Origin of the sequence: Streptomyces sp. NPDC005533 (assembly GCF_042871845.1) — a bacterium.
Lineage (GTDB): Bacteria > Actinomycetota > Actinomycetes > Streptomycetales > Streptomycetaceae > Streptomyces.
On record NZ_JBIAJH010000006.1, the window covers coordinates 100,669 to 121,306 of the forward strand.

Genomic DNA, 20,638 nt, shown 5'->3' on the forward strand with positions numbered 1-20,638 from the left:
GGGGCCGTCGGTGCGGTGCTCGGGTGCCTACGCCTCCGGGGCGGCCGCGACCTTGCGGGTGCGGGTGCGCTTCGGCTTGGCGGGCGCCTCCTCGGCCACGGCGGCGGCCTCGGCGACCGGAGCGGCCTCGGCGACCTTGCGGGTGCGGGTCCGCTTCGGCTTGGCCGGAGCCTCCTCCGCCACGGCCACCGCGGCGGCCTCGGCGACCGGAGCGGCCTCCGCGACCTTGCGGGTCCGGGTGCGCTTCGGCTTGACCGGCGCCTCCTCGGCGACGACGGCGGCCTCGGCGACCGGGGTCACCGGGGCGGCCGCGACCTTGCGGGTGCGCCGCGCCTTGACCGGCTCGACGGGCGGGGCCATCTGGAAGTCCGGCTCGGGGGCGCTCGCCACGATCTTGCGCGGGCGGCGCGCCCGGACGGGCGCGGGCTCCACGGGCGCGGCCATCTGGAAGTCCGGCTCCGGGGCGCTCTCCACGACCTTGCGGGTGCGGGCGCGCCGCGGCGCGGCCGGGGCCTCCTCGGCGACCGGGGTCACCGCGGCCGCGGGAGCCGCGGCCACGGCGGCCGGAGCGGCCTCCACGACCTGAGCGGTCTCCACGGCCTGGGCCGGCACCGCGCCCACACGGGTGCGGCGGCGGCGCGGCCGGCGCGGCTCGTCGACGGCCGGCCCGGCCGGCGCGTCCACCACGGGGGTGACGGCGGCGGCCACGGCGTCCTCGGCCTGCTCCGCACCGCCACGGGTGCGGCGGCGCTGACGCGGCGTACGGGTGCGCGCGGGGCGCTCCTCGGTCACCACGGCGGCAGCGGCCGGACCGGAGCGCCCGCCGCGGCCACCGCGGCCGCCGGTCTCGCCCAGGTCTTCCAGGTTCTCGGCCTTCAGGCCGGCCCGCGTGCGCTCGGCGCGCGGCAGGATGCCCTTGGTGCCGGCCGGGATGTTCAGCTGCTCGAACAGGTGCGGGGACGTGGAGTACGTCTCCACCGGGTCGTGGAAGTCCAGCTCCAGCGCCTTGTTGATCAGCTGCCAGCGCGGGATGTCGTCCCAGTCGACCAGGGTGACGGCGATGCCCTTGTTGCCCGCGCGGCCGGTGCGGCCCACGCGGTGCAGGAAGGTCTTCTCGTCCTCCGGCGTCTGGTAGTTGATGACGTGGGTCACGCCCTCGACGTCGATGCCGCGCGCGGCGACGTCGGTGCACACCAGCACGTCGACCTTGCCGTTGCGGAAGGCGCGCAGCGCCTGCTCGCGCGCACCCTGGCCCAGGTCGCCGTGGACGGCGCCCGAGGCGAAGCCGCGCTTCTCCAGCTGCTCGGCGATGTCGGCCGCCGTGCGCTTGGTACGGCAGAAGATCATGGCCAGGCCGCGGCCCTCGGCCTGCAGGATGCGGGAGACGAGCTCCGGCTTGTCCATGTTGTGCGCGCGGAAGACGTGCTGCGCGATGTTGGCGACGGTCGCGCCCTCGCCGTCCTCGGAGACGGCGCGGATGTGCGTGGGCTGCGTCATGTACCGGCGGGCGAGGCCGATGACCGCGCCCGGCATGGTCGCCGAGAACAGCATCGTCTGCCGCTTCGCCGGCAGGTAGTTCATGATCTTCTCGACGTCGGGCAGGAAGCCCAGGTCGAGCATCTCGTCGGCCTCGTCCAGGACGAGCGCCTTGACGTGCGAGAGGTCGAGCTTCTTCTGCCCGGCCAGGTCGAGCAGGCGGCCCGGGGTGCCGACGATCACGTCGACGCCCTTGTTGAGCGCCTCGACCTGGGGCTCGTACGCGCGGCCGCCGTATATGGCGAGGACGCGGACGTTGCGGACCTTGCCCGCGGTCAGGAGGTCGTTGGTGACCTGGGTGCACAGCTCGCGGGTCGGAACCACCACGAGGGCCTGCGGAGCGTTGGTCAGCTGCTCGGGCTTGGCCCGGCCGGCCTCCACGTCCGCGGGGACGACGACCCGCTCCAGCAGGGGAAGGCCGAAACCGAGCGTCTTGCCGGTACCGGTCTTGGCCTGGCCGATGACGTCCGTGCCGGAAAGGGCGACGGGAAGGGTCATCTCCTGGATCGGGAAGGGGGACACGATGCCGACGGCCTCAAGGGCCTCGGCCGTCTCGGGAAGGATCCCGAGGTCTCGGAACGTAGTCAGGGTGCTGCCTCTTCTGTGAGACGCGGCGCGAGGCGGCGAGGGGGGTCGTACCGTGCCGTGCTTGCAGTACTGCTACGTACGAAGCTGCGCGGGACCACTAGCCTTCGCTCAGGCGCATCTGCCGCTGAGGGGGCCCCTCGTGGGAGGCGGTACGCATGAACGTACGCACCACACCGAGGGCGGTCGGTTGGAGCCGATCGGGCCACCGACCGGGCATCCTCATTCGGATGGCCCGCCGAAAGTTCGGCAGGCGCATTACCACTGTACCCCGGAATCGCGCAGGTGTGTCGGGTGAATTCACCGGGTAGACGCGTTTAGCTGGACAGCCGGTCAACCGGAGTGGTGCCTTGGAGGGCCATTCGGCGGGCTATTGTGCGGAGCATGTCGACCGTAGAAAACGCCTCGCCCGCCGACGACAGCGCACCCGACGAAGCCGTCGGCATCGCTTCCCAGGACTGGGCGACCGCCTCTGCCTCGCCGCAGTACCGGGCCGCCGTCGTGGACCTGCTCGGCGCGCTCGCGTACGGAGAGCTCGCGGCCTTCGAGCGCCTCGCGGAGGACGCGAAGCTCGCGCCCACCCTGGACGACAAGGCCGAGCTCGCCGCGATGGCCTCCGCCGAGTTCCACCACTTCGAGCGGCTGCGGGACCGGCTCACGGCCATCGAGGTCGCGCCCACCGCCGCCATGGAGCCCTTCGCCAAGGGCGTCGACGACTTCCACCGCCAGACCGCTCCGTCGGACTGGCTGGAGGGCCTGGTCAAGGCGTACGTCGGCGACTCCATCGCCAGCGACTTCTACCGCGAGGTCGCCTCCCACCTGGACACCGACACCCGCGCGCTCGTGCTCGGCGTGCTCGACGACACCGGCCACGGCAACTTCGCCGTCGAGAAGGTGCGCGCCGCGATCGAGGCCGACCCGCGCTGCGGCGGCCGGCTCGCGCTGTGGGCCCGCCGGCTGATGGGCGAGGCCCTCTCGCAGGCACAGCGGGTGGTCGCCGAGCGCGACGCCCTCTCGACCATGCTGGTCGGCGGCGTCGACGGCATGGCGGCCGGCTTCGACCTGGCGGCCGTCGGCGAGATGTTCACCCGGATCACCAAGGCCCACACCAAGCGGATGGCCGCCCTCGGCCTCGCCGCCTGACCGGACGGGCCCCACACGGCTCCCCAGGGCCCCCAGGGCTTCGTACGCCGGCCCCGGCGCGCATCGTGCGCGCCGGGGCCGGCCTACGTCCGTCAGCGGATCCTCAGGGGTCAGCCTTGCGACGGGAGTGAAAACGGAGTCCTGCGGGCGGGCCTGCGGGGCCCGGCGGCCGGACGGAGCAACAGGGACAGGACCACGGCCGACACGAGCACCCCGCCGACGAAGGTGGCGGGCAGGGTGTTGTGCCCGGGACCCAGGGCGAAGTGGGTGAGATACGCCCCGAACAACGCCCCCAGCACCCCGCTGACCAGCACCACTCTCCGGGACGGCAGTCGGCGTGCGAGCACTCGGGCGGCTGTTGCGGACAGGGCGAGGCCCAACAGAGCGGAGCCGAGCACTTCCATCAGCAGCATGAGGTCTCTCCCATACGTCAGGGCAAACCGGGTCACTGCGGTCCTACCCGAAGCGGAAGAAAGGGAAACGGCCCGGTGGAAGCAACCACCGGGCCGTTCGCGACAGTTCTCAGAGCGCGCCGAAGCCGACCTTGCGCACGCTCGGCTCACCCAGGTCGACGTACGACAGGCGGTCGGACGGCACCAGGACCTTGCGGCCCTTGTTGTCGGTGAGGCTCAGCAGCGGCTCGTTGCCGGACAGCGCCGCGGTGACGATGCTCTCCAGCTCCTCGGCGCTCAGGTCGCTCTCCAGCACGATCTCCCGGGGTGCGTGCTGCACGCCGATCTTGACCTCCACGGCTTTGTCCCTCCGACGATCCGGTTCGCGCGATCAGCCGCGCCGTACGCGGTCCACATTAGCCCGGTGAGGGGATGGGGACCGCGCGGAACGGACACGCTGGCAGCGAACAACGGCAGGTACGGGCCGCGCGCTGGTCGGCTCAGACCTGTTCGCCAGTCGGCTCCGCGCCGTGCAGCGGGAAGCCGGCGATACCGCGCCAGGCGAGCGAGGTCAGCAGGCCGACCGCCGTGTCACGTGCGACCGGGCTCTCGCTCGACAGCCAGTAGCGGGCCACGACCTGCGAGACCCCGCCCAGGCCGACGGCCAGCAGCATCGACTCGTCCCGGGACAGGCCGGTGTCCTCGGCGATGACCTCGCAGATGGCCTCGGCGCACTGGAGCGAGACGCGGTCCACGCGCTCGCGCACCGCCGGCTCGTTCGTCAGGTCGGACTCGAAGACCAGCCGGAAGGCGCCGCCCTCCTCCTCCACGTACGCGAAGTACGCGTCCATCGTCGCGGCCACGCGCAGCTTGTTGTCCGTCGTCGACGCGAGCGCGGTGCGCACGGCCAGCAACAGGGCCTCGCAGTGCTGGTCCAGCAGCGCCAGGTACAGGTCGAGCTTGCCGGGGAAGTGCTGGTAGAGCACCGGCTTGCTCACTCCGGCCCGCTCGGCGATGTCGTCCATCGCCGCCGCGTGGTACCCCTGCGCGACGAAAACCTCCTGCGCCGCGCCCAGGAGCTGGTTGCGTCGGGCTCGGCGCGGCAGTCGCGTGCCCCGCGGACGCGCTGCCTCGGTCTGCTCGATGGCTGTCACGCCGCCTCCCACTTTCTCTAAGAACACAGTGCGCTCTGCGCCGCGCCCGCCATCGTACTTTTCGGTAACCGAATCTGGAGGGTCCAAGCCGAGTTTTCTCGAGGTACGGACGGCCCGGAGGCGCTGGTCAGCGGTCGGTCGGAGGTCGGTCAGCGGTAGTCGTCCTCGTCGATCGGCACCACCCGCGCCTGCTCGGCCGCGTCCCCGTCCGCGGCCTCGCCCACCTCCGCACCGGTCATCGGGTCGTCCTCGTCCGGCCGGAGCTCGGCCAGCTGCTCCGCCACATCCGCCTCGGGCGCCTCAGGATCGAGGATTTCCGGGGACGGCTCCCGGAAGGTGTCCGGCTCCGCAGGGTCGACAGTCATGCCGCTCCCCTCGCTTCCTTGCTCTCACCTATGAGCCTAGGAGGATCGCGGATGCACCGCTATGCGGATCCGGATCCGCTTGTGTCTGTGACCGCGAACACAGGAAGTGGAGCGTGATCGTCTCGTAACATTGCCCGCATGTCTTCGACCGAGCTGCCGGGCGTACGGTCCACCGCCGAGCTGTCCTCCCTGGTGGGAGCCGTCCGGGTGGCCGAGGGAGAGCAGCTGCGCACCGCCTCGCTGCCCGGGCTGGAACTGGCCGTGCGGGTGCGCCCGCCACAGCGCACGGGGCTGCCGCCCGCGCTCTTCGTGCACGGACTGGGCGGTTCCTCCCAGAACTGGTCGGACCTGATGGCACAGCTGGCCGACACCGTCGACGGCGAGGCCCTGGACCTGCCCGGCTTCGGCTGGTCCCCGCCGCCCGCCGACCGCGACTACTCCGTCACCGCGTTCGCCCGCGCCGTCATCCGCCACCTCGACGCCGCCGGGCGCGGTCCCGTCCACCTGTTCGGGAACTCCCTGGGCGGCGCCGTCTCCACCCGGGTCGCGGCCGTCCGGCCCGACCTCGTGCGCACCCTGACGCTCATCTCGCCCGCCCTGCCCGAACTGCGCGTGCAGAAGTCGGCCGTGCCGACCGCGCTGCTCGCCGTACCGGGGGTGGCCGGGCTCTTCAGCCGGTTGACGCGGGGCCTCAGCGCCGAGCAGCGCACCCGCGGGGTGACGGACCTCTGTTACGGAGACCCCTCCCGGGTGACACCCGAGGGGTTCCGGCACGCCGTGGAGGAGATGGAGCGGCGGATGGCCCTGCCGTACTTCTGGGAGGCGATGACCCGCTCCTCGCGCGGCATCGTCGACGCCTACACCCTCGGCGGCCAGCACGGGCTGTGGCGTCAGGCGCAGCGGGTTCTCGCGCCGTCCCTGCTGGTCTACGGTGGCCGGGACCAACTGGTCTCGTACCGTATGGCGCACAAGGCCGCGGCCGCCTTCCGGGGTTCGCGACTGCTGAGCCTGCCCGAGGCCGGGCACGTGGCGATGATGGAGTACCCCGAGGTGGTCGCCGCCGCCTTCCGGGAGCTGCTGCACGACACGGGCACGGGCGAGGGCGAGACCGACCGAGATACCGAAGACGGCAGAGGCTGAGGACCGTGGGACGACATAGTCGCAAGGGCCCGAGTCCGGCCGCGGCTCCCGCCGCGGCCCCCGCTCCCGCCCCGCAGCAGGCGGAGTACGAGCCGTGGCCGCCGTACGAGGAACCGCCCGCCGCGCACTGGCCCGAACCCACCGTGACCCACCAGGGGTACGTCTCCCAGGACCCGCCGTTCGCCGGCGCCCGGGCCGGGGGGCACCCCCAGCAGTACGAGCCCGGCGGCGCCTGGGGGGCCCGCCCCGACTCCGTGTACGGCGACTGGCACGGCGTCCCGCGCCCCCGCCGCGCCACCGACGGCGCCGCCCCGGCCGCGCCCGCCGCGGGCGCGGCCCTCCTGGACTCCGACACCCCGGCCTTCGGTACCCCCGCGGTGGGCTTCCCCCGGGTGGTCCTGGAGCAGCCGGCCCAAGCCCCGGCCCGGCCCCCGGCCCCGGCTCCCGAGCCCGACCCCTTCACCTCCACGGGCTCGCACCGCCGCGTGCCCGGGCCGCGCACACCGGTCGACCCGGTCGAGGAGCCGCCCGGCCCCGGCCGCGGCCACAAGGTCCGTACGTACACCGGCATGGCCGCCGCGGCCGTCACCACCGTCCTCGCCGTCGTCGTCGCGGGCCAGGTGCTCGCGGACGGCGACGGCGCCAAGAGCGGTACCGCGGCCGCCCCCGGCAAGGGCCGGTCCGACACGGCCGCCTCCCGCTCGGACGGCCGCCCCACCCCGGGCGCCGCGGCGGCCGCGCCCTCCGCCGCACCCGCGCCGGAGCTGACGTACGAGCAGCAGATGGCCCAGCAGCTGCCGATCGACGCGAAGCTCACCGGCCCCGGGACCTTCGACACCGTGCCCGGGGTGGCCAAAGCCCCCGGCAAGGGCAGGCTCGTGCGCTACCGCGTCGACGTCGAGCAGGGCCTCGGCCTGGACCCGCAGCTGTTCGCCGAGGCGGTCCAGCGCACCCTCAACGACCCGCGCAGCTGGGCCCACGGGGGCACGATGACCTTCGAGCGGGTGCCGGGCGGCGAGGCCGATTTCGTGATCACACTGGCCAGCCCCGGGACGACCGGCGTCTGGTGCGCCAAGTCCGACCTCGACACCACCGTCGACAACGTCTCCTGCGACTCCGCGTCGACCTCCCGGGTCATGATCAACGCGTTCCGCTGGGCGCAGGGCTCCGCGACCTACGGCCCGGACCAGATGTTCGCCTACCGCCAGATGCTCATCAACCACGAGGTCGGTCACCGGCTCGGACACGGGCACGTGAACTGCCAGACGCCGGGCGCCCTCGCGCCGATCATGCAGCAGCAGACGAAGTCCCTCGACATCGGCGGCATCCCGTGCAAGCCCAACCCCTGGGTGTTCCCCGGCAGTTGATGTCGGGACGCGGTGGCGGGGCGGGCGGGCGCGTTGACAATCCGTCCGATCATCGGCGATGGTTCTCCGCATGTCGCAGCACCACACCATGACCGCGAGCGCCGCCATCGAGCTGGCGCTGCTTGGTGTGACCGCGCACAGCGTGGCCGACATCCTCTGTCGCTGACGCCCGCCTGAAGCGCCGCGACCCTTTTCCCCGTTTCGCCGCGCCCGGGTGTACGCATGCCCGCAGGCGCGGCTCCTTTGTCATCGGTGACCCCTTTTCCGGCACCGATCGCTGCCCCTGGCGTGGCCTTCTCCTCCTTTTCCTCCTTCACGCCGAGAGGTCCTTCTCCGATGTTGCGTCAGTCCCACATATCGCGCCGCGTGGCCGCGGTCGCCGTCAGCCTCGTACTGGCCGGGGGCGCCGCCGCCTGCGGGCCCAAGGACGGCGCGGACAAGGCCGGTTCGGGCGACAAGCCGGGCGCCGCCGGGGGTGCGCCGCAGCAGGGCGGCACCCTGACCGTGCTCAACTCCGAGCCGCAGAGCGACTTCGACCCGGCCCGCCTCTACACCTCGGGCGGCGGAAACGTTCCCTCGCTGGTTTTCCGCACCCTGACCACCCGCAACCGCGAAGCCGGGGCGGCCGGCACCAAGGTCGTGCCCGACCTGGCCACCGACACCGGCAGGCCCAACGCCGACGCCACCGAGTGGACGTACACGCTCAAGGACGGGCTGAAGTACGAGGACGGCTCCCCGATCACCACCGCCGACATCAAGTACGGCATCGAGCGGTCCTTCGCAGGCGAGCTGTCGGGCGGCGCCCCCTACCTGCGCGACTGGCTGGTCGGCGGGGAGACGTACGAGGGTCCCTACAAGGACGGCGGCAAGGGCCTCGACTCGATCGTCGTGCCCGACGCGAAGACGATCGTCTTCAAACTGCGCAAGCCCGAGGGCGAGTTCCCCTTCGTCGCCACGCAGACGCAGTTCGCGCCCGTCCCCAAGGCCAAGGACACCGGCGTCAAGTACGAGGAGCACCCCGTCTCCTCCGGCCCGTACAAGGTCGTCAAGAACGACAACGACGGCGAGCACCTCACCCTGGAGCGCAACGAGCACTGGGACCAGAAGACCGACGAGGAGCGCAAGGCCTACCCGGACAAGATCGACGTCCGCTCCGGACTGGACTCCGCCGTCATCAACCAGCGCCTGTCCACCAGCTCCGGCCCCGATGCGGCGGCCATCACCACCGACACCAACCTCGGACCCGCCGAACTCGCGCAGATCGGCAGCAACAAGGAACTGGAGGGGCGCATCGGCACCGGCCACTTCGGCTATGTCAACTACCTGGCCTTCAACCCGAAGGTGGCCCCCTTCGACAACCCGAAGGTGCGCCAGGCCGTCTCCTACGCCGTCAACCGCACCAGCGTGATCAACGCAGCCGGCGGCTCCGCGCTCGCCGAGCCCGCCACCACCTTCCTGCCCGAGCGCGAGGCCTTCGGCTTCACCCCGTACGACCACTTCCCGGCGGGCAAGACCGGAGACCCGGCCAAGGCAAAGCAGCTGCTGGCGGAGGCGGGCTTCCCCGACGGCCTCACCGTCACCCTGACCCACTCCACCGCGCAGAACCGCCAGACCAGCCCCGAGGTCGCCACCGCCGTCCAGCAGTCCCTCGCCGCCGCCGGCATCACCGTCAAGCTGGAGGGACTGGAGAACAACGCCTTCAACGAGAAGCGCTGGGACGCCAAGAACACCCCCGGCTTCTTCCTCTCCCGCTGGGGCGCCGACTGGCCGTCCGGCGGCCCCTTCCTCGCCCCGATCTTCGACGGCCGGCAGATCGTGACCAACGGCTCCAACTACAACCACGCGCAGCTCGACGACCCGGCCGTCAACGCCGAGATCGACGAGATCGCCAAGCTCACCGACCTCGCGGCGGCCGGCAAGCGCTGGGGCGCCCTCGACAAGAAGATCGGTGAGCAGGCCCTCGACGTGCCGCTCTTCCACCCGGTCTACAAGCGGCTCGTCGGCAAGGACGTCAAGAACGTCGTGATCAGCGACTGGACGGGCGTCCTCGACATCTCGCAGGTCTCCGTCAAGTGACCGTCACCACCGAACGATCAGTGACCGCGCCCGGGATCATCACCCCGGGCGCGGGCACCGGCCGCCGGATCGTGCGGCGCCTGCGCCGCCGCCCCGCGGCCCTCGCGGCGGCCGGCGTCCTCGCCCTCCTCGTCGTGATCGCCCTCACCGCGCCCCTGCTCGCCCAGCTCACCGGCCAGGACCCGAACGCCTACCATGACGACCTCGTCGACTCCGCCCGCGGCGGCGTCCCGTACGGCTCCTTCGGCGGGATCTCCGCAGACCACTGGCTCGGCGTCGAACCGGGCACCGGCCGCGACCTCTTCACCCGGCTCGCGTACGGCGCCCGGGTCTCCCTGCTCGTCGCCCTCGGCGCCACCCTCGTCCAGACGGCCGTCGGGGTGGCCGCCGGGCTCGCCGCCGCCCTCGGCAACCGCTTCGTGGGACAGCTCATCGGCCGGTTCACCGACGTGATGATCGCCCTGCCCATGCTGGTCCTCGGCATCGCCCTCACCGCCGTGGTCCCGCCCGACTTCCCCCGGCCGCTGCTGCTGGTCCTGATCATCGGGCTGCTCGACTGGGGCGGCGTCGCCCGGATGGTGCGCGCCCAGACCCTCGCCCTGCGCGGCCTGGACTTCGTGGACGCCGCCCGGCTCTCCGGCAACAGCACGCTGCGCGTCGCCCGCCGCGAACTGCTGCCCTCGCTGGCGGCGCCCGTCATCACCTACGCCGCGATCAAGGTCCCCACCGCCATGGTGGCCGAGGCCTCCCTGTCCTTCCTCGGCGTCGGCGTGAAACCGCCGACCCCGTCCTGGGGACAGATGCTGTCCAGCGCCCAGACCTGGTTCCGCGCCGACCCCGCCTACGTCCTGCTCCCCGCCGGGCTGCTCTTCGCCACCGTGCTCGCCTTCACCGTGCTCGGCGACGCCGTCCGCACGGCCCTCGACCCGCGCGAAGGCTCCCGCCTGCGGGTCGGCACCAGAAAGGAACGCGAGCAGTGACCCGCTTCGTACTCAAACGGACCGGCGGCGCCCTGCTCGTGCTGCTCACCCTGTCCGTCCTCGTCTACGCCCTCTTCTACCTCGCCCCCGGTGACCCCGCCCGGCTCGCCTGCGGGGAGCGCTGCAACCCGGCGCAGATCGCCCAGGTGCGCGAACAGCTCGGGCTGAACGAGTCGGCGCTCACCCAGTACCTGCACTTCCTCCAGGGGCTGCTGGTGGGCCGCGACCACTCCGGCGGAGCCGGGCTCGTCCTGCACTGCGACGCGCCCTGCCTGGGATTCTCGTACCAGAACGACCAGCAGGTCACCGAGCTCATCCTGGAGCGGCTGCCCGCCACCCTCTCCCTCGCGCTGGGCGCGCTGGTGATCTGGCTGGTGGTCGGCGTCGGCACCGGACTGCTGTCCGCGCTGCGCCGCGGCGGCATCACCGAGCGGACCCTGACCGTCCTCACGCTCGCCGGGACCGGCACCCCCGTCTTCATCCTGGGTCTGCTGCTGCTCATGAGCGTGTGCGCCTACCTCCAGTGGCTGCCCTTCCCGACGTACGTGCCACTGACCGAGGACCCCGAGCAGTGGGCCTGGAACCTGCTCCTGCCGTGGGTGACGCTCGGCCTCTTCGAAAGCGCCAAGTACGCCCGGCTCACCCGCAGTTCGACCCTGGAGACCCTCGCCGAGGACCACATCCGCACCTTCCGCGCCTACGGGGTGGGGGAGCGGGCCGTCGTCACGCGGCACGCGGTGCGCGGCGCCGTGGCCCCCGTGATCGCGCTCAGCGCCGTGGACTTCGGCACGATGATCGGCGGCGCCGTACTGACCGAGTCGCTGTTCGGGATCCCCGGCCTCGGCAAGACCCTCATCGACGGGGTACGGGTCGTGGACCTGCCCGTCGTTGTCGGCGTCGTCCTGGCCATCGGCACGGCCGTGGTCCTCGCCGGCGCGCTCGCCGACGTGTTGTACGCCACCGCGGACCGAAGGGTGACCCTCGCATGACGGAACCACTGGTGGAGGTCGACGGCCTCGTGGTCGACTTCCCGGTCGGCGGCGCGGGGGAGTACGTACGGGCCGTGGACGCGCTCTCCTTCACCCTGGACCCGGGACGCGCCCTGGGCATCGTGGGCGAATCCGGCAGCGGCAAGTCGACCGTGGCCGCGGCCCTGCTGGGACTGCACCGCGGCACGGGCGCACGGCTGACCGGCACCGTCCGGGTGGGCGGCACCGACGTGGCCGCGGCCCCGGCCGCCGAGCTGCGCCGGCTGCGGGGCGGGACCGCCGCGATGGTCTTCCAGGACCCGCTGAGCTCCCTCGACCCGTACTACGCCATCGGCGACCAGATCGCCGAGGTGTACCGGGTCCACGCGGACGTCTCCCGGCGGGCCGCGCGGGCGCGGGCCGTCGAGGTGCTGGACCGGGTCGGGATCCCGGACGCGGTACGCCGCTCCCGCGCGCGGCCGCACGAGTTCAGCGGCGGCATGCGGCAGCGGGCCCTCATCGCGATGGCACTGGCCTGCGAGCCGCGGCTGCTGATCGCCGACGAGCCGACGACCGCGCTGGACGTCACCGTCCAGGCGCAGATCCTGGACCTGCTGCACGGGCTGCGGGAGGAGCGCGGCCTCGGACTGCTGCTGGTCACCCACGACGTGGGGGTGGCGGCGGAGAACGTCGACGAACTGCTGGTCATGCGGGGTGGCTCCGCCGTGGAGCGGGGGGCGGTGGCTTCCGTGCTGGCCGCACCGAAGGAGCCGTACACGCGGGCCTTGCTGGCGGCGGTGCCGAGGCTGGACACGCCGCGGGCCTCCCGGGCTCTGCCCGGACCCGCGCCTCAATCGCCGGCGGGGCTCAAAGATCGGGGCCCCGCCCCGGGCCCCGCGCCCCAATCGCCGGCGGGGCTGGAGGTTGCGGCGGGGGTGGCTTCGGCGGAGCCCGTCGTCGAAGTGTTCGGGCTGCGCCGGGAGTTCGGGCGGGGCAAGCGACGGGTCGTGGCCGTGGACGGGGTGTCGCTGGCCGTGCGGGCCGGGGAGACGCTGGGGATCGTGGGGGAGAGCGGCAGCGGCAAGAGCACGCTCGGGCGGATGCTCGTCGGACTGCTGGAGCCCGGTTCCGGGCAGGTGCGCCGGGACGGCGCCGAGGCCGTCGGGATCACGGACGGCGTGCAGATGGTGTTCCAGGACCCGGTGTCCTCCCTCAACCCGCGCCGCTCCGTCGGCGAGTCCGTCGCCGACCCGCTGCGGGCGGCCGGGGAACGGGACGAGGCGGCCGTGCGCGCCCGCGTCGGGGAACTGCTGCTGCGCGTCGGGCTGGAGCCGGGGCACTACGACCGCTACCCGCACGAGTTCAGCGGTGGCCAGCGCCAGCGGGTCGGCATCGCCCGGGCCCTGGCGCCCCGCCCCCGGCTGATCGTCTGCGACGAGCCGGTCTCCGCCCTCGACGTGACCACGCAGGCGCAGGTCACCGCCCTGCTGGCGGAGCTCCAGCGGGAGCTCGGCATCGCGCTGGTCTTCATCGCCCACGACCTGGCGGTGGTCCGGCAGGTCAGCGACCGGGTGGCCGTCATGCGGGCCGGCGAGATCGTGGAGGAGGGCCCGGTGGACGAGGTCTACGACCGCCCGGTCCACCCGTACACGCGCCGGCTGCTGGCCGCGGTCCCGGCACTGGACCCCGTACGGGCCGCCGAGCGCCGCACCTCGCGGCAGGAGGCCTTCGCCCAGTAGCCAGGCCGTACTTCTAGCGTGCTCGAACGCGAACCGTACGGGAAAGTTACGACTCTTCACCCCTTCCGGTGGCGCGACGGACAACCGTCCGTCGCGCCTTCGGCATATCCGCTTGAGTTCTCCCGCGGCGGGTCGCCTGACCGACGGCGACCGCCTGAACGGGAGATCGGGGGTGCCACTCGTGCGGATCGGACTGGTCACGGAAGGTGGTTATCCGTATGCGACGGGAGAGGCGAGGCTGTGGTGCGACAGGCTCGTGCGCGGGCTCCCGCAGCACGAGTTCGAGCTCTACGCACTGAGCCGCACCGCCGAGCAGGAACGCGCACGGGTCCCGCTGCCCGAGCACGTCACCACCGTCCGGACGGCCCCCCTGTGGGCCCCCGCCGACGACGGGCGCAGCTACTCCCGGCGCGAACGCAGGCGGTTCGGCGAGTGCTTCCGGGAGCTGGTCCAGGGGATCTGCGCCGGCGCGCCCGACCCCTTCGCCTCCGGGCTGTACGGACTCGCCGAACTCGCCCGCGAACAGGGCGGGCTGTACGCGGCCCTGCGCTCCGAGTCCGCGGTGCGCGCGCTGGAGTCCGCCTGCCGGGCGCCGGGCGCGAGCGGCACCGTACGGGCGGCGCAGGTGACCGACCTGCTGGAGTTCGTGGACGAACTGGAGCGGCTGCTGAGGCCGTTGTCCCTCGACTGGTACGAGGACCCCGGCGGTCTCGGCGCGGCCGACATCTGCCACGCCGCGGCGGGCGGGGTCGCGGCCCTCCCGGGCCTGCTGGCCAAACGCTTCTGCGGGGTCCCGCTGCTGGTGACCGAGTACGGCGTCCAGCTCCGGGCCCACTACCTCGCCCAGCTCGACGCACGGCGCGAGCCGGCCGACCGCCCCGCCGTACGGGCCCTGCTCGCCGCCTTCCACCTGCGGCTGGCCGTCGAGATCTACGCCCGGGCCGACTTCCTGACCCCCGGCAACGCGCACGCCCGGCGCTGGCAGGAGAAGTGCGGGGCCACCCGCGAGCGGCTGCGCACCGTCTACCCGGGAATGGAGGCGGACCGATTCGCCTCCGTCGGGGAGGCCGCCGACTGCGGGGACCCCGACACGCTCGTGTGGGTCGGCCGGATAGAGCCCGCCAAGGACCTCATCGCCCTGCTGCACGCCTTCGCCGAGGTCCGCCGGGCCGCGCCCGACACCCGGCTGCGGATCTTCGCCACGGCCGCGGCCCCCGGCTACCTCGCCGACTGCCGCTCGCTGGCCGCGCAGCTCTTCCCCGACGAGGCCGCCGACGCGGTCACGGTCGGCGAGAACCCCGTCACCTTCGAGGAGATCGGCGGGCCCGACGCGCCGTCCCCGGCCGAGGCGTACGGCGCCGGGCGCGTCGTCGTGCTGTCCTCCGTCATCGAGGGCTTCCCGGTGACCCTCGCCGAGGCGATGCTCTGCGGCCGGGCCACCGTCTCCACCGACGTGGGCGCGGTGTTCGAGGTCATCGGCGGCACCGGGCTCGTCGTGCCGCCGCGCAACCCCCGGGCGCTGGCCGACGCCTGCCTGTCGCTGCTGCGCGATCCCGAGCGGGCGCAGCGGCTCGGCGCCGCCGCGCGGGCACGGGCCCTGGAGCTCTTCACCGTCGAGCAGAACGTCGCCGCCTTCCAGGAGATCTACCTGCGGATGCTGGCGAAGGGCTCCGCCCGGCCGGCCGGGGAGGTCCCCTTCGCCCGGCCCCCGGAGGCGCGCGTGCCGGGCCACTGGACCAGCCCGACCTGGGCCGAGCCCCTCCCGGACCCGAGCTCGGAGGCCGCCGTATGACCACCGTCGACCCGCAGACCGCACCCCCGGCCCTGCCGGCCCCGCCGGTGTTCGAGGCGCGGGGTGCGGGGCGGACCCCCGGCAGCGGCGCCCCGGGTCCGAGGACGCCCGCCGGTGCCCGGTCCGGCGCGGCGCCGATGCCCGGAACGCTGCCCCCGGACCCCCGCGGCCCACACACCGGCGAGGGCGGAAACGGCGAGGCCGCGAGCGACGAGGCGGCCGCGAAGCCCGTGCGGCGGCGGCCCGGTGGGGATCCCGTCAAGGCGCTGCTGCACCGGCACCGGGAGCTGTGCGAGCGGGCCGTGGACCCGCTGGAGATCGCCGCCGGCCTGGAGGCGCACGGCATCACCGACCGCACCGCCGCCCGCTTCCGCCACCGCGACGTCTTCTCCCTCGCCGAGGAGCTGTACGCCCGGAGCCCGCGCGGGGAACACCCCGCCGCCCGGCCCGGCCGGGCCCCCGCAGGGGCCCCCGCCTTCCGGGGCTTCGGCTACGCGCTGCTGCCCGGGGCCCTCGCCTTCGGCGCGGCCGCCGTCGACCCGGCGTGGGCCGGGCCCGTCGCCGTTGCCGTCACCGTCGCCGCCCTGGTGTGGCCGGGGCGGGCCGCCGGGGGCCGGTTCCCGTACGCGGCGCACCTGCTGGCCGCGGCCCTCGTGGCCGGGGCCGCGCACCGGCACGGCGCCGCCCTCGCGGTCGGCCTCGCGCTGTCCGTCGCCCCCGGGCACCTGGTCGCCGCCGCGTTCGCCGCGGGGGCCCGGGCCCGGCTCGGCGGGAGCCGCGCCCTGGAGGACTTCGCGGACCGGGCCCGGCCCCTGCTCGTCGCGGCCGCCGCCGTGTTCACCGCGGCCGCCGCGGGAGCGGCCGCGCTCGCCGGCACCGCGCTCCCGGTGGCCGTGCCGCTCGCCCTCCTGCTGTTCCTGACGCGGCTCCTGCTCCGGCACGGCGCCCACCGCGGCCCCGTCGGCGCCGCCCTCGCCCTCGCCCTGATCCCGGTCCCGGCGGCGGCCATCGCCGCCGCGGCCGGACTCCTCCTGCACGCCGTCCTCGCCCTGTCCCGTGCATCCGCGCACGCGCGGCCCTGACGGGGCAGGGACGACCACCGACCTTCGGAGCCGACGCCGAGGCGCTGTACCCGTACCCCGCCCCATCCACCCACCCGTCCGCAAGGAGAAACAGACATGACCGGCCAGCCAACCAACCAAGGGGTCTCGCGATGAGGGTGCTGCTGATCGGAGCCAACGGATACCTCGGCCGCTACGTCGCCGACCGGCTGCTCGCCGACCCCGCCGTCCAGCTCACCGCGCTCGGCCGCGGCGACGACGCCGACGTCCGCTTCGACCTCGCCACCGGCAGCCCCGGCGCGCTCACCCGTTTCCTCGACGCCGTCCACCCGGGCGTCGTCATCAACTGCGCCGGCGCCACCCGGGGCGGGGCCCGGGAGCTCACCCGGCACAACACCGTCGCCGTCGCCACGATCTGCGAGTCGCTGCGCCGCAGCGGCTGCGGGGCGCGGCTGGTGCAGCTCGGCTGCTCCGCCGAGTACGGGCCCAGTCAGCCCGGGTCCTCCACGGCCGAGGACGCCGTGCCGAGACCCGGCGGGCCGTACGGCGTCAGCAAACTGGCCGCCACCGAGCTGGTGCTCGGCTCCGGCCTGGACGCCGTCGTCCTGCGGATCTTCTCGCCCGTCGGCCCCGGCACCCCCGCCGGATCCCCGCTCGGCCGGCTCGCCGAGGCCATGCGCCGCGCGATGCAGTCGGGCGACGGCGAGCTCAAGCTCAGCGGGCTCGGCGTGCAGCGCGACTTCGTGGACGTACGGGACGTGGCGCGGGCCGTGCACGCCGCCTCCCTGTCCGCCGCCCAGGGCGTCGTCAACATCGGCACCGGCCGCGCGGTCCGGCTGCGCGACGCGGCCGCCGTCCTGGCCCGGGTCGCCGGGTACGCGGGCGCCCTGCACGAGCTGGACGTCCCGCACGGCGGAGCCCAGCAGGGCCACCCGCACCCGGGCCGGCCGGCCGGGCTGGCCTCCATCGGCGCCCCCCGCTCCGAGGCCACCGCGGAACAGCTGTCCGGCGCGGCCCCCCAGCCGTACCCGTACCCCGACGGCTGCGGGGCCTGGCAGCAGGCGGACGTCCGTACCGCCCGGGACCGGCTCGGCTGGCGGCCCCGGATCAACCTGGAGGAATCCCTCGCCGACATCTGGATGGAGGCGGCGTGCCGCATCTGACCGCGCCGCCGGGGTCGGTGACCGCCGCCGAGGCCGAGGCCGGCCGCCTCGGCCTCGGCATCCCCGGCTACGCGCACCCGCTGCTCGCCCCCGTCGAGTGGGCCGAGCTGACCCGCCCCGGCACCCCGCTGCACTGGGCCGTGCTCAACGTCACGGAAGGTCCCGGCGGGCGGCCCGACCCGCACTGCACGGAAGCGGCGGCGAAGCTGCGCGGGGCGGGCGGTACCGTCCTCGGCCATCTCGCGATGCGGGACGGATCGCGGTCGTTCGGGGAGCTGGTCTCCGACGCCCACCGCTTCCGCGACTGGTACGGCGTCGGCGGTTTCTACCTCGCCGAGACCCCGGCCGACCAGGCGGACCTGGCCTCGGTGCGCCGGGTCGTCGAGACCCTGCGCGGTCTGGGGGAGGACCTGCGGATCGTGCTCGGCCACGGGACGCACCCGTACGAGGGCTACGCGGAGGTCGCCGACCAGCTGGTCACCTTCTCCGGTCCCTGGGCGGACTACCGGTGGTCGCAGGTGGCGGAGTGGACCGCGGACCATCCGGCGGAGCGGTTCTGCCACCTGGTCCACGGGGTGCCGCGCACGCACCTGGAGGAGGCGATGCGGATCGCCCGCTGGCAGGGCGCGGGCACCATCTGGTTCACGGACCGGCGGGCCGTCGGCGACCGTGACCCGTGGGCCTCGATGCCCGGCTACTGGGACGAAATCGTCTCAAGAATTGGGACAGGTGTCTTGGAATGAAGACGGGCGTGGCAGTGTTACGGAGAGAACCACCGTTAAGACGTCACCATCTACGGAGTCCCCGTGTCGCTGCCACCCCTGGTCGAGCCAGCTGCTGAGCTCACCGTTGACGAGGTCCGTCGGTACTCCCGCCACCTGATCATCCCCGATGTCGGGATGGACGGCCAGAAGCGCCTGAAGAACGCCAAGGTGCTGGCCGTGGGCGCGGGCGGCCTCGGCTCGCCCGCCCTCATGTACCTGGCCGCGGCCGGCGTCGGCACCCTGGGCATCGTGGAGTTCGACGAGGTCGACGAGTCGAACCTGCAGCGCCAGATCATCCACAGCCAGGCGGACATCGGCCGTTCCAAGGCCGAGTCGGCCCGCGACAGCGTGCTGGGCATCAACCCGTACGTGAACGTGGTCCTGCACGAAGAGCGGCTCGAAGCCGAGAACGTGATGGAGATCTTCAGCCAGTACGACCTCATCGTCGACGGCACGGACAACTTCGCCACGCGCTACCTGGTCAACGACGCCTGCGTGCTGCTGAACAAGCCGTACGTGTGGGGCTCGATCTACCGTTTCGACGGCCAGGCCTCGGTCTTCTGGTCCGAGCACGGCCCGTGCTACCGCTGCCTCTACCCGGAGCCCCCGCCGCCGGGCATGGTCCCGAGCTGCGCCGAGGGCGGCGTGCTGGGCGTGCTCTGCGCGTCCATCGGGTCCATCCAGGTCACCGAGGCCATCAAGGTGCTCACGGGCGTCGGCGAGCCGCTGGTCGGCCGCCTGATGATCTACGACGCCCTGGAGATGCAGTACCGCCAGGTCAAGGTCCGCAAGGACCCCGACTGCGCGGTCTGCGGTCCGAACGCGACCGTCACCGAGCTCATCGACTACGAGGCCTTCTGCGGCGTCGTGTCGGAGGAGGCCCAGGAGGCGGCGCTCGGCTCCACGATCACTCCCAAGCAGCTCAAGGAGTGGATCGACAACGACGAGCCCATCGAGATCATCGACGTCCGCGAGATCAACGAGTACGAGATCGTCTCGATCCCCGGCGCGAAGCTGATCCCCAAGGGCGAGTTCCTGATGGGCACGGCCCTCCAGGACCTGCCGCAGGACAAGCGCATCGTCTTGCACTGCAAGACGGGTGTCCGCAGTGCGGAAGTCCTCGCGGTCCTGAAGTCGGCGGGCTTCGCCGACGCGGTGCACGTCGGCGGCGGCGTCATCGGCTGGGTCCACCAGATCGAGCCCGAGAAGCCGGTCTACTAAGACGTAGCGGTCCGACGAAGGGGTGTCCCGTACGGGACACCCCTTCGTCATGCCCTCTCGCCCGCCGTTGTCGGCGCTCGTCCCTACGATGAAGCCGCCAGGCGACGGCGGAGGGGGACGGGCGATGGCCAGGGTGCTGCCCACGAAGAAGACGGAGCGGGCCGGAGTGAACGAGTTCCGGACGCTGTTGGAGGCCGCGGGGCACATAGTCCAGGAGATCGACGGCGGAAACGACTACGGCGAGGACTGCTATCTGAGCTTCACTCTGAACGGGGAGAGGACCGGCGACCTCGTCGCCGTACAGGTGAAGAGCGGTACGGCGTACCGCCGCGCGGTGGGGTACGGGATCTCCTGCCGCGAACACCTCCACGACTGGACGCGCAGCAGGATTCCCGTGATCGGCGTGGTCTACGACCCGGACCTCAAGAAGCTCTTCTGGGCGAACCTCACCCAGTACCTGCTCCACGAGTTGGAGCGGGGCAGGACCCCGAAGAGCGTTCCCGTCGGCGAAGCGGCGGTTCTGGACGCCGACACCGTGGCCTCCGTGGTCCTTCGCATCCGCCGGTTCATCGCGGAGAACGACCGGGTGAGGCCGATCGAGGTCGGCTTCGGGCAGAGCCTGATACGCAAGGTCAACAGGCTCCGTGGCCGGCACTCCGACGACGTGGAGCCGACCCCCGTGGGCGGTCTTCCGTACGACATGGCGGTGCCCGCGGTCGACTTCCACGAACGGCACCCCCGTTTCGGCCCGGCCGTGCGGCGGGGGCTGATGATCACGGTGATCCTGTGCTGCCTGGCCATGCAGGGACCGGGTCTGTACCAGGCCGTGGAGACAAATGGCCACTACTCGTGGTGGTCGGCCGGATGGATGTGGCTGGTCAGCTACTACGGCACGGTGCTCTCCCTGCTGGCCGCGAGCAGCCGGGATCCCAAGCGGCCCCGGGCGAGGGCGCTGCGATGGTGGGCGTTCTCCCTGGTCTGGTCCGGCTGGTACGTCGGTATGGCCCACCAGACGTCGGCGTGGACGGCCAACCCGGTGTTCGAATGGATCTTCGTGGTGCAGACGCCCGTGCTGGCGAAGTTCTTGCTCGTCTTTCTGGGCGGCCTCTACGTCCGTGAGGAGATCTCCCGCAGGAGGCGGCTCAAGGCCGCCTACCCGCACGGGGCCCCGGAGGGGGCGTGACGTCCTTCC

Annotated in this window: 19 protein-coding genes; 14 read left to right on the forward strand and 5 right to left on the reverse strand. The window is 73.1% G+C overall.

Annotated elements, in window-relative coordinates; translation table 11 throughout:
- Nucleotides 1-27 precede the first annotated feature (27 nt).
- Nucleotides 28-2,058: a DEAD/DEAH box helicase gene (locus ACFYP3_RS08175; RefSeq protein WP_388828628.1), complete on the reverse strand. Its 2,031-nt coding sequence runs from the start codon at nt 2,056-2,058 to the stop codon at nt 28-30.
- A 447-nt stretch (nt 2,059-2,505) separates the two neighbouring features.
- Between ACFYP3_RS08175 and ACFYP3_RS08180 the strand changes: the two genes are divergently transcribed.
- Nucleotides 2,506-3,264: a ferritin-like fold-containing protein gene (locus ACFYP3_RS08180; RefSeq protein ID WP_388828631.1), complete on the forward strand. Its 759-nt coding sequence runs from the start codon at nt 2,506-2,508 to the stop codon at nt 3,262-3,264.
- A 110-nt stretch (nt 3,265-3,374) separates the two neighbouring features.
- Here ACFYP3_RS08180 and ACFYP3_RS08185 read toward each other — a convergent pair whose 3' ends face one another.
- From ACFYP3_RS08185 to ACFYP3_RS08200, 4 genes are all read right to left on the reverse strand, one after another.
- A complete protein-coding gene (locus ACFYP3_RS08185; protein WP_388828634.1) occupies nt 3,375-3,677 on the reverse strand; it encodes a hypothetical protein in 303 nt (100 codons plus the stop codon).
- 109 nt (nt 3,678-3,786) lie between these two features.
- Nucleotides 3,787-4,014, reverse strand: a complete 228-nt coding sequence (locus ACFYP3_RS08190) for a DUF3107 domain-containing protein (RefSeq protein ID WP_030709995.1) — start codon at nt 4,012-4,014, stop codon at nt 3,787-3,789.
- Nucleotides 4,015-4,156: 142 nt separating this feature from the next.
- Complete coding sequence (locus tag ACFYP3_RS08195; RefSeq protein WP_388828638.1) at nt 4,157-4,810, reverse strand: TetR/AcrR family transcriptional regulator; 654 nt, start codon at nt 4,808-4,810, stop codon at nt 4,157-4,159.
- Nucleotides 4,811-4,959: 149 nt separating this feature from the next.
- Complete coding sequence (locus ACFYP3_RS08200; protein ID WP_388828641.1) at nt 4,960-5,175, reverse strand: hypothetical protein; 216 nt, start codon at nt 5,173-5,175, stop codon at nt 4,960-4,962.
- A 138-nt stretch (nt 5,176-5,313) separates the two neighbouring features.
- Between ACFYP3_RS08200 and ACFYP3_RS08205 the strand changes: the two genes are divergently transcribed.
- The 13 genes from ACFYP3_RS08205 (at nt 5,314) to ACFYP3_RS08265 (ending at nt 20,629) form a co-directional block, all read left to right on the forward strand.
- Complete coding sequence (locus ACFYP3_RS08205) at nt 5,314-6,315, forward strand: alpha/beta fold hydrolase (RefSeq protein WP_388828644.1); 1,002 nt, start codon at nt 5,314-5,316, stop codon at nt 6,313-6,315.
- Between the two features lie 5 nt (nt 6,316-6,320).
- Entirely contained in the window at nt 6,321-7,682 is a 1,362-nt protein-coding gene (locus ACFYP3_RS08210) for a DUF3152 domain-containing protein (protein ID WP_388828647.1), read from the forward strand.
- Between the two features lie 70 nt (nt 7,683-7,752).
- Nucleotides 7,753-7,848 (forward strand): Ms4533A family Cys-rich leader peptide, encoded by a 96-nt coding sequence (locus ACFYP3_RS08215; protein WP_351301183.1) that lies wholly within the window; start codon nt 7,753-7,755, stop codon nt 7,846-7,848.
- A 170-nt stretch (nt 7,849-8,018) separates the two neighbouring features.
- Nucleotides 8,019-9,758, forward strand: a complete 1,740-nt coding sequence (locus ACFYP3_RS08220; RefSeq protein ID WP_388828650.1) for an ABC transporter substrate-binding protein — start codon at nt 8,019-8,021, stop codon at nt 9,756-9,758.
- Nucleotides 9,755-10,738 (forward strand): ABC transporter permease, encoded by a 984-nt coding sequence (locus ACFYP3_RS08225; RefSeq protein ID WP_388828653.1) that lies wholly within the window; start codon nt 9,755-9,757, stop codon nt 10,736-10,738. The genes ACFYP3_RS08220 and ACFYP3_RS08225 overlap by 4 nt, the downstream gene beginning before the upstream one ends.
- On the forward strand, nt 10,735-11,727 hold the full coding sequence (locus tag ACFYP3_RS08230; protein ID WP_388828656.1) for an ABC transporter permease: 993 nt from the start codon (nt 10,735-10,737) through the stop codon (nt 11,725-11,727). Before ACFYP3_RS08225 ends, ACFYP3_RS08230 begins: the two co-directional genes overlap by 4 nt.
- Nucleotides 11,724-13,445, forward strand: a complete 1,722-nt coding sequence (locus tag ACFYP3_RS08235) for a dipeptide ABC transporter ATP-binding protein (protein WP_388828659.1) — start codon at nt 11,724-11,726, stop codon at nt 13,443-13,445. Before ACFYP3_RS08230 ends, ACFYP3_RS08235 begins: the two co-directional genes overlap by 4 nt.
- A gap of 181 nt (nt 13,446-13,626) precedes the next feature.
- Nucleotides 13,627-15,237 (forward strand): DUF3492 domain-containing protein, encoded by a 1,611-nt coding sequence (locus ACFYP3_RS08240; protein WP_388828662.1) that lies wholly within the window; start codon nt 13,627-13,629, stop codon nt 15,235-15,237.
- Complete coding sequence (locus ACFYP3_RS08245; protein ID WP_388828665.1) at nt 15,234-16,319, forward strand: hypothetical protein; 1,086 nt, start codon at nt 15,234-15,236, stop codon at nt 16,317-16,319. Before ACFYP3_RS08240 ends, ACFYP3_RS08245 begins: the two co-directional genes overlap by 4 nt.
- Before the next feature lie 131 nt (nt 16,320-16,450).
- Entirely contained in the window at nt 16,451-17,461 is a 1,011-nt protein-coding gene (locus ACFYP3_RS08250; RefSeq protein ID WP_388828668.1) for an NAD-dependent epimerase/dehydratase, read from the forward strand.
- Complete coding sequence (locus tag ACFYP3_RS08255) at nt 17,449-18,204, forward strand: spherulation-specific family 4 protein (protein ID WP_388828671.1); 756 nt, start codon at nt 17,449-17,451, stop codon at nt 18,202-18,204. Before ACFYP3_RS08250 ends, ACFYP3_RS08255 begins: the two co-directional genes overlap by 13 nt.
- Nucleotides 18,205-18,267: 63 nt before the next feature.
- On the forward strand, nt 18,268-19,446 hold the full coding sequence (moeZ, locus tag ACFYP3_RS08260; protein WP_030709977.1) for an adenylyltransferase/sulfurtransferase MoeZ: 1,179 nt from the start codon (nt 18,268-18,270) through the stop codon (nt 19,444-19,446).
- A gap of 124 nt (nt 19,447-19,570) precedes the next feature.
- Entirely contained in the window at nt 19,571-20,629 is a 1,059-nt protein-coding gene (locus ACFYP3_RS08265) for a DUF4365 domain-containing protein (RefSeq protein ID WP_388828674.1), read from the forward strand.
- Nucleotides 20,630-20,638: the final 9 nt, after the last annotated feature.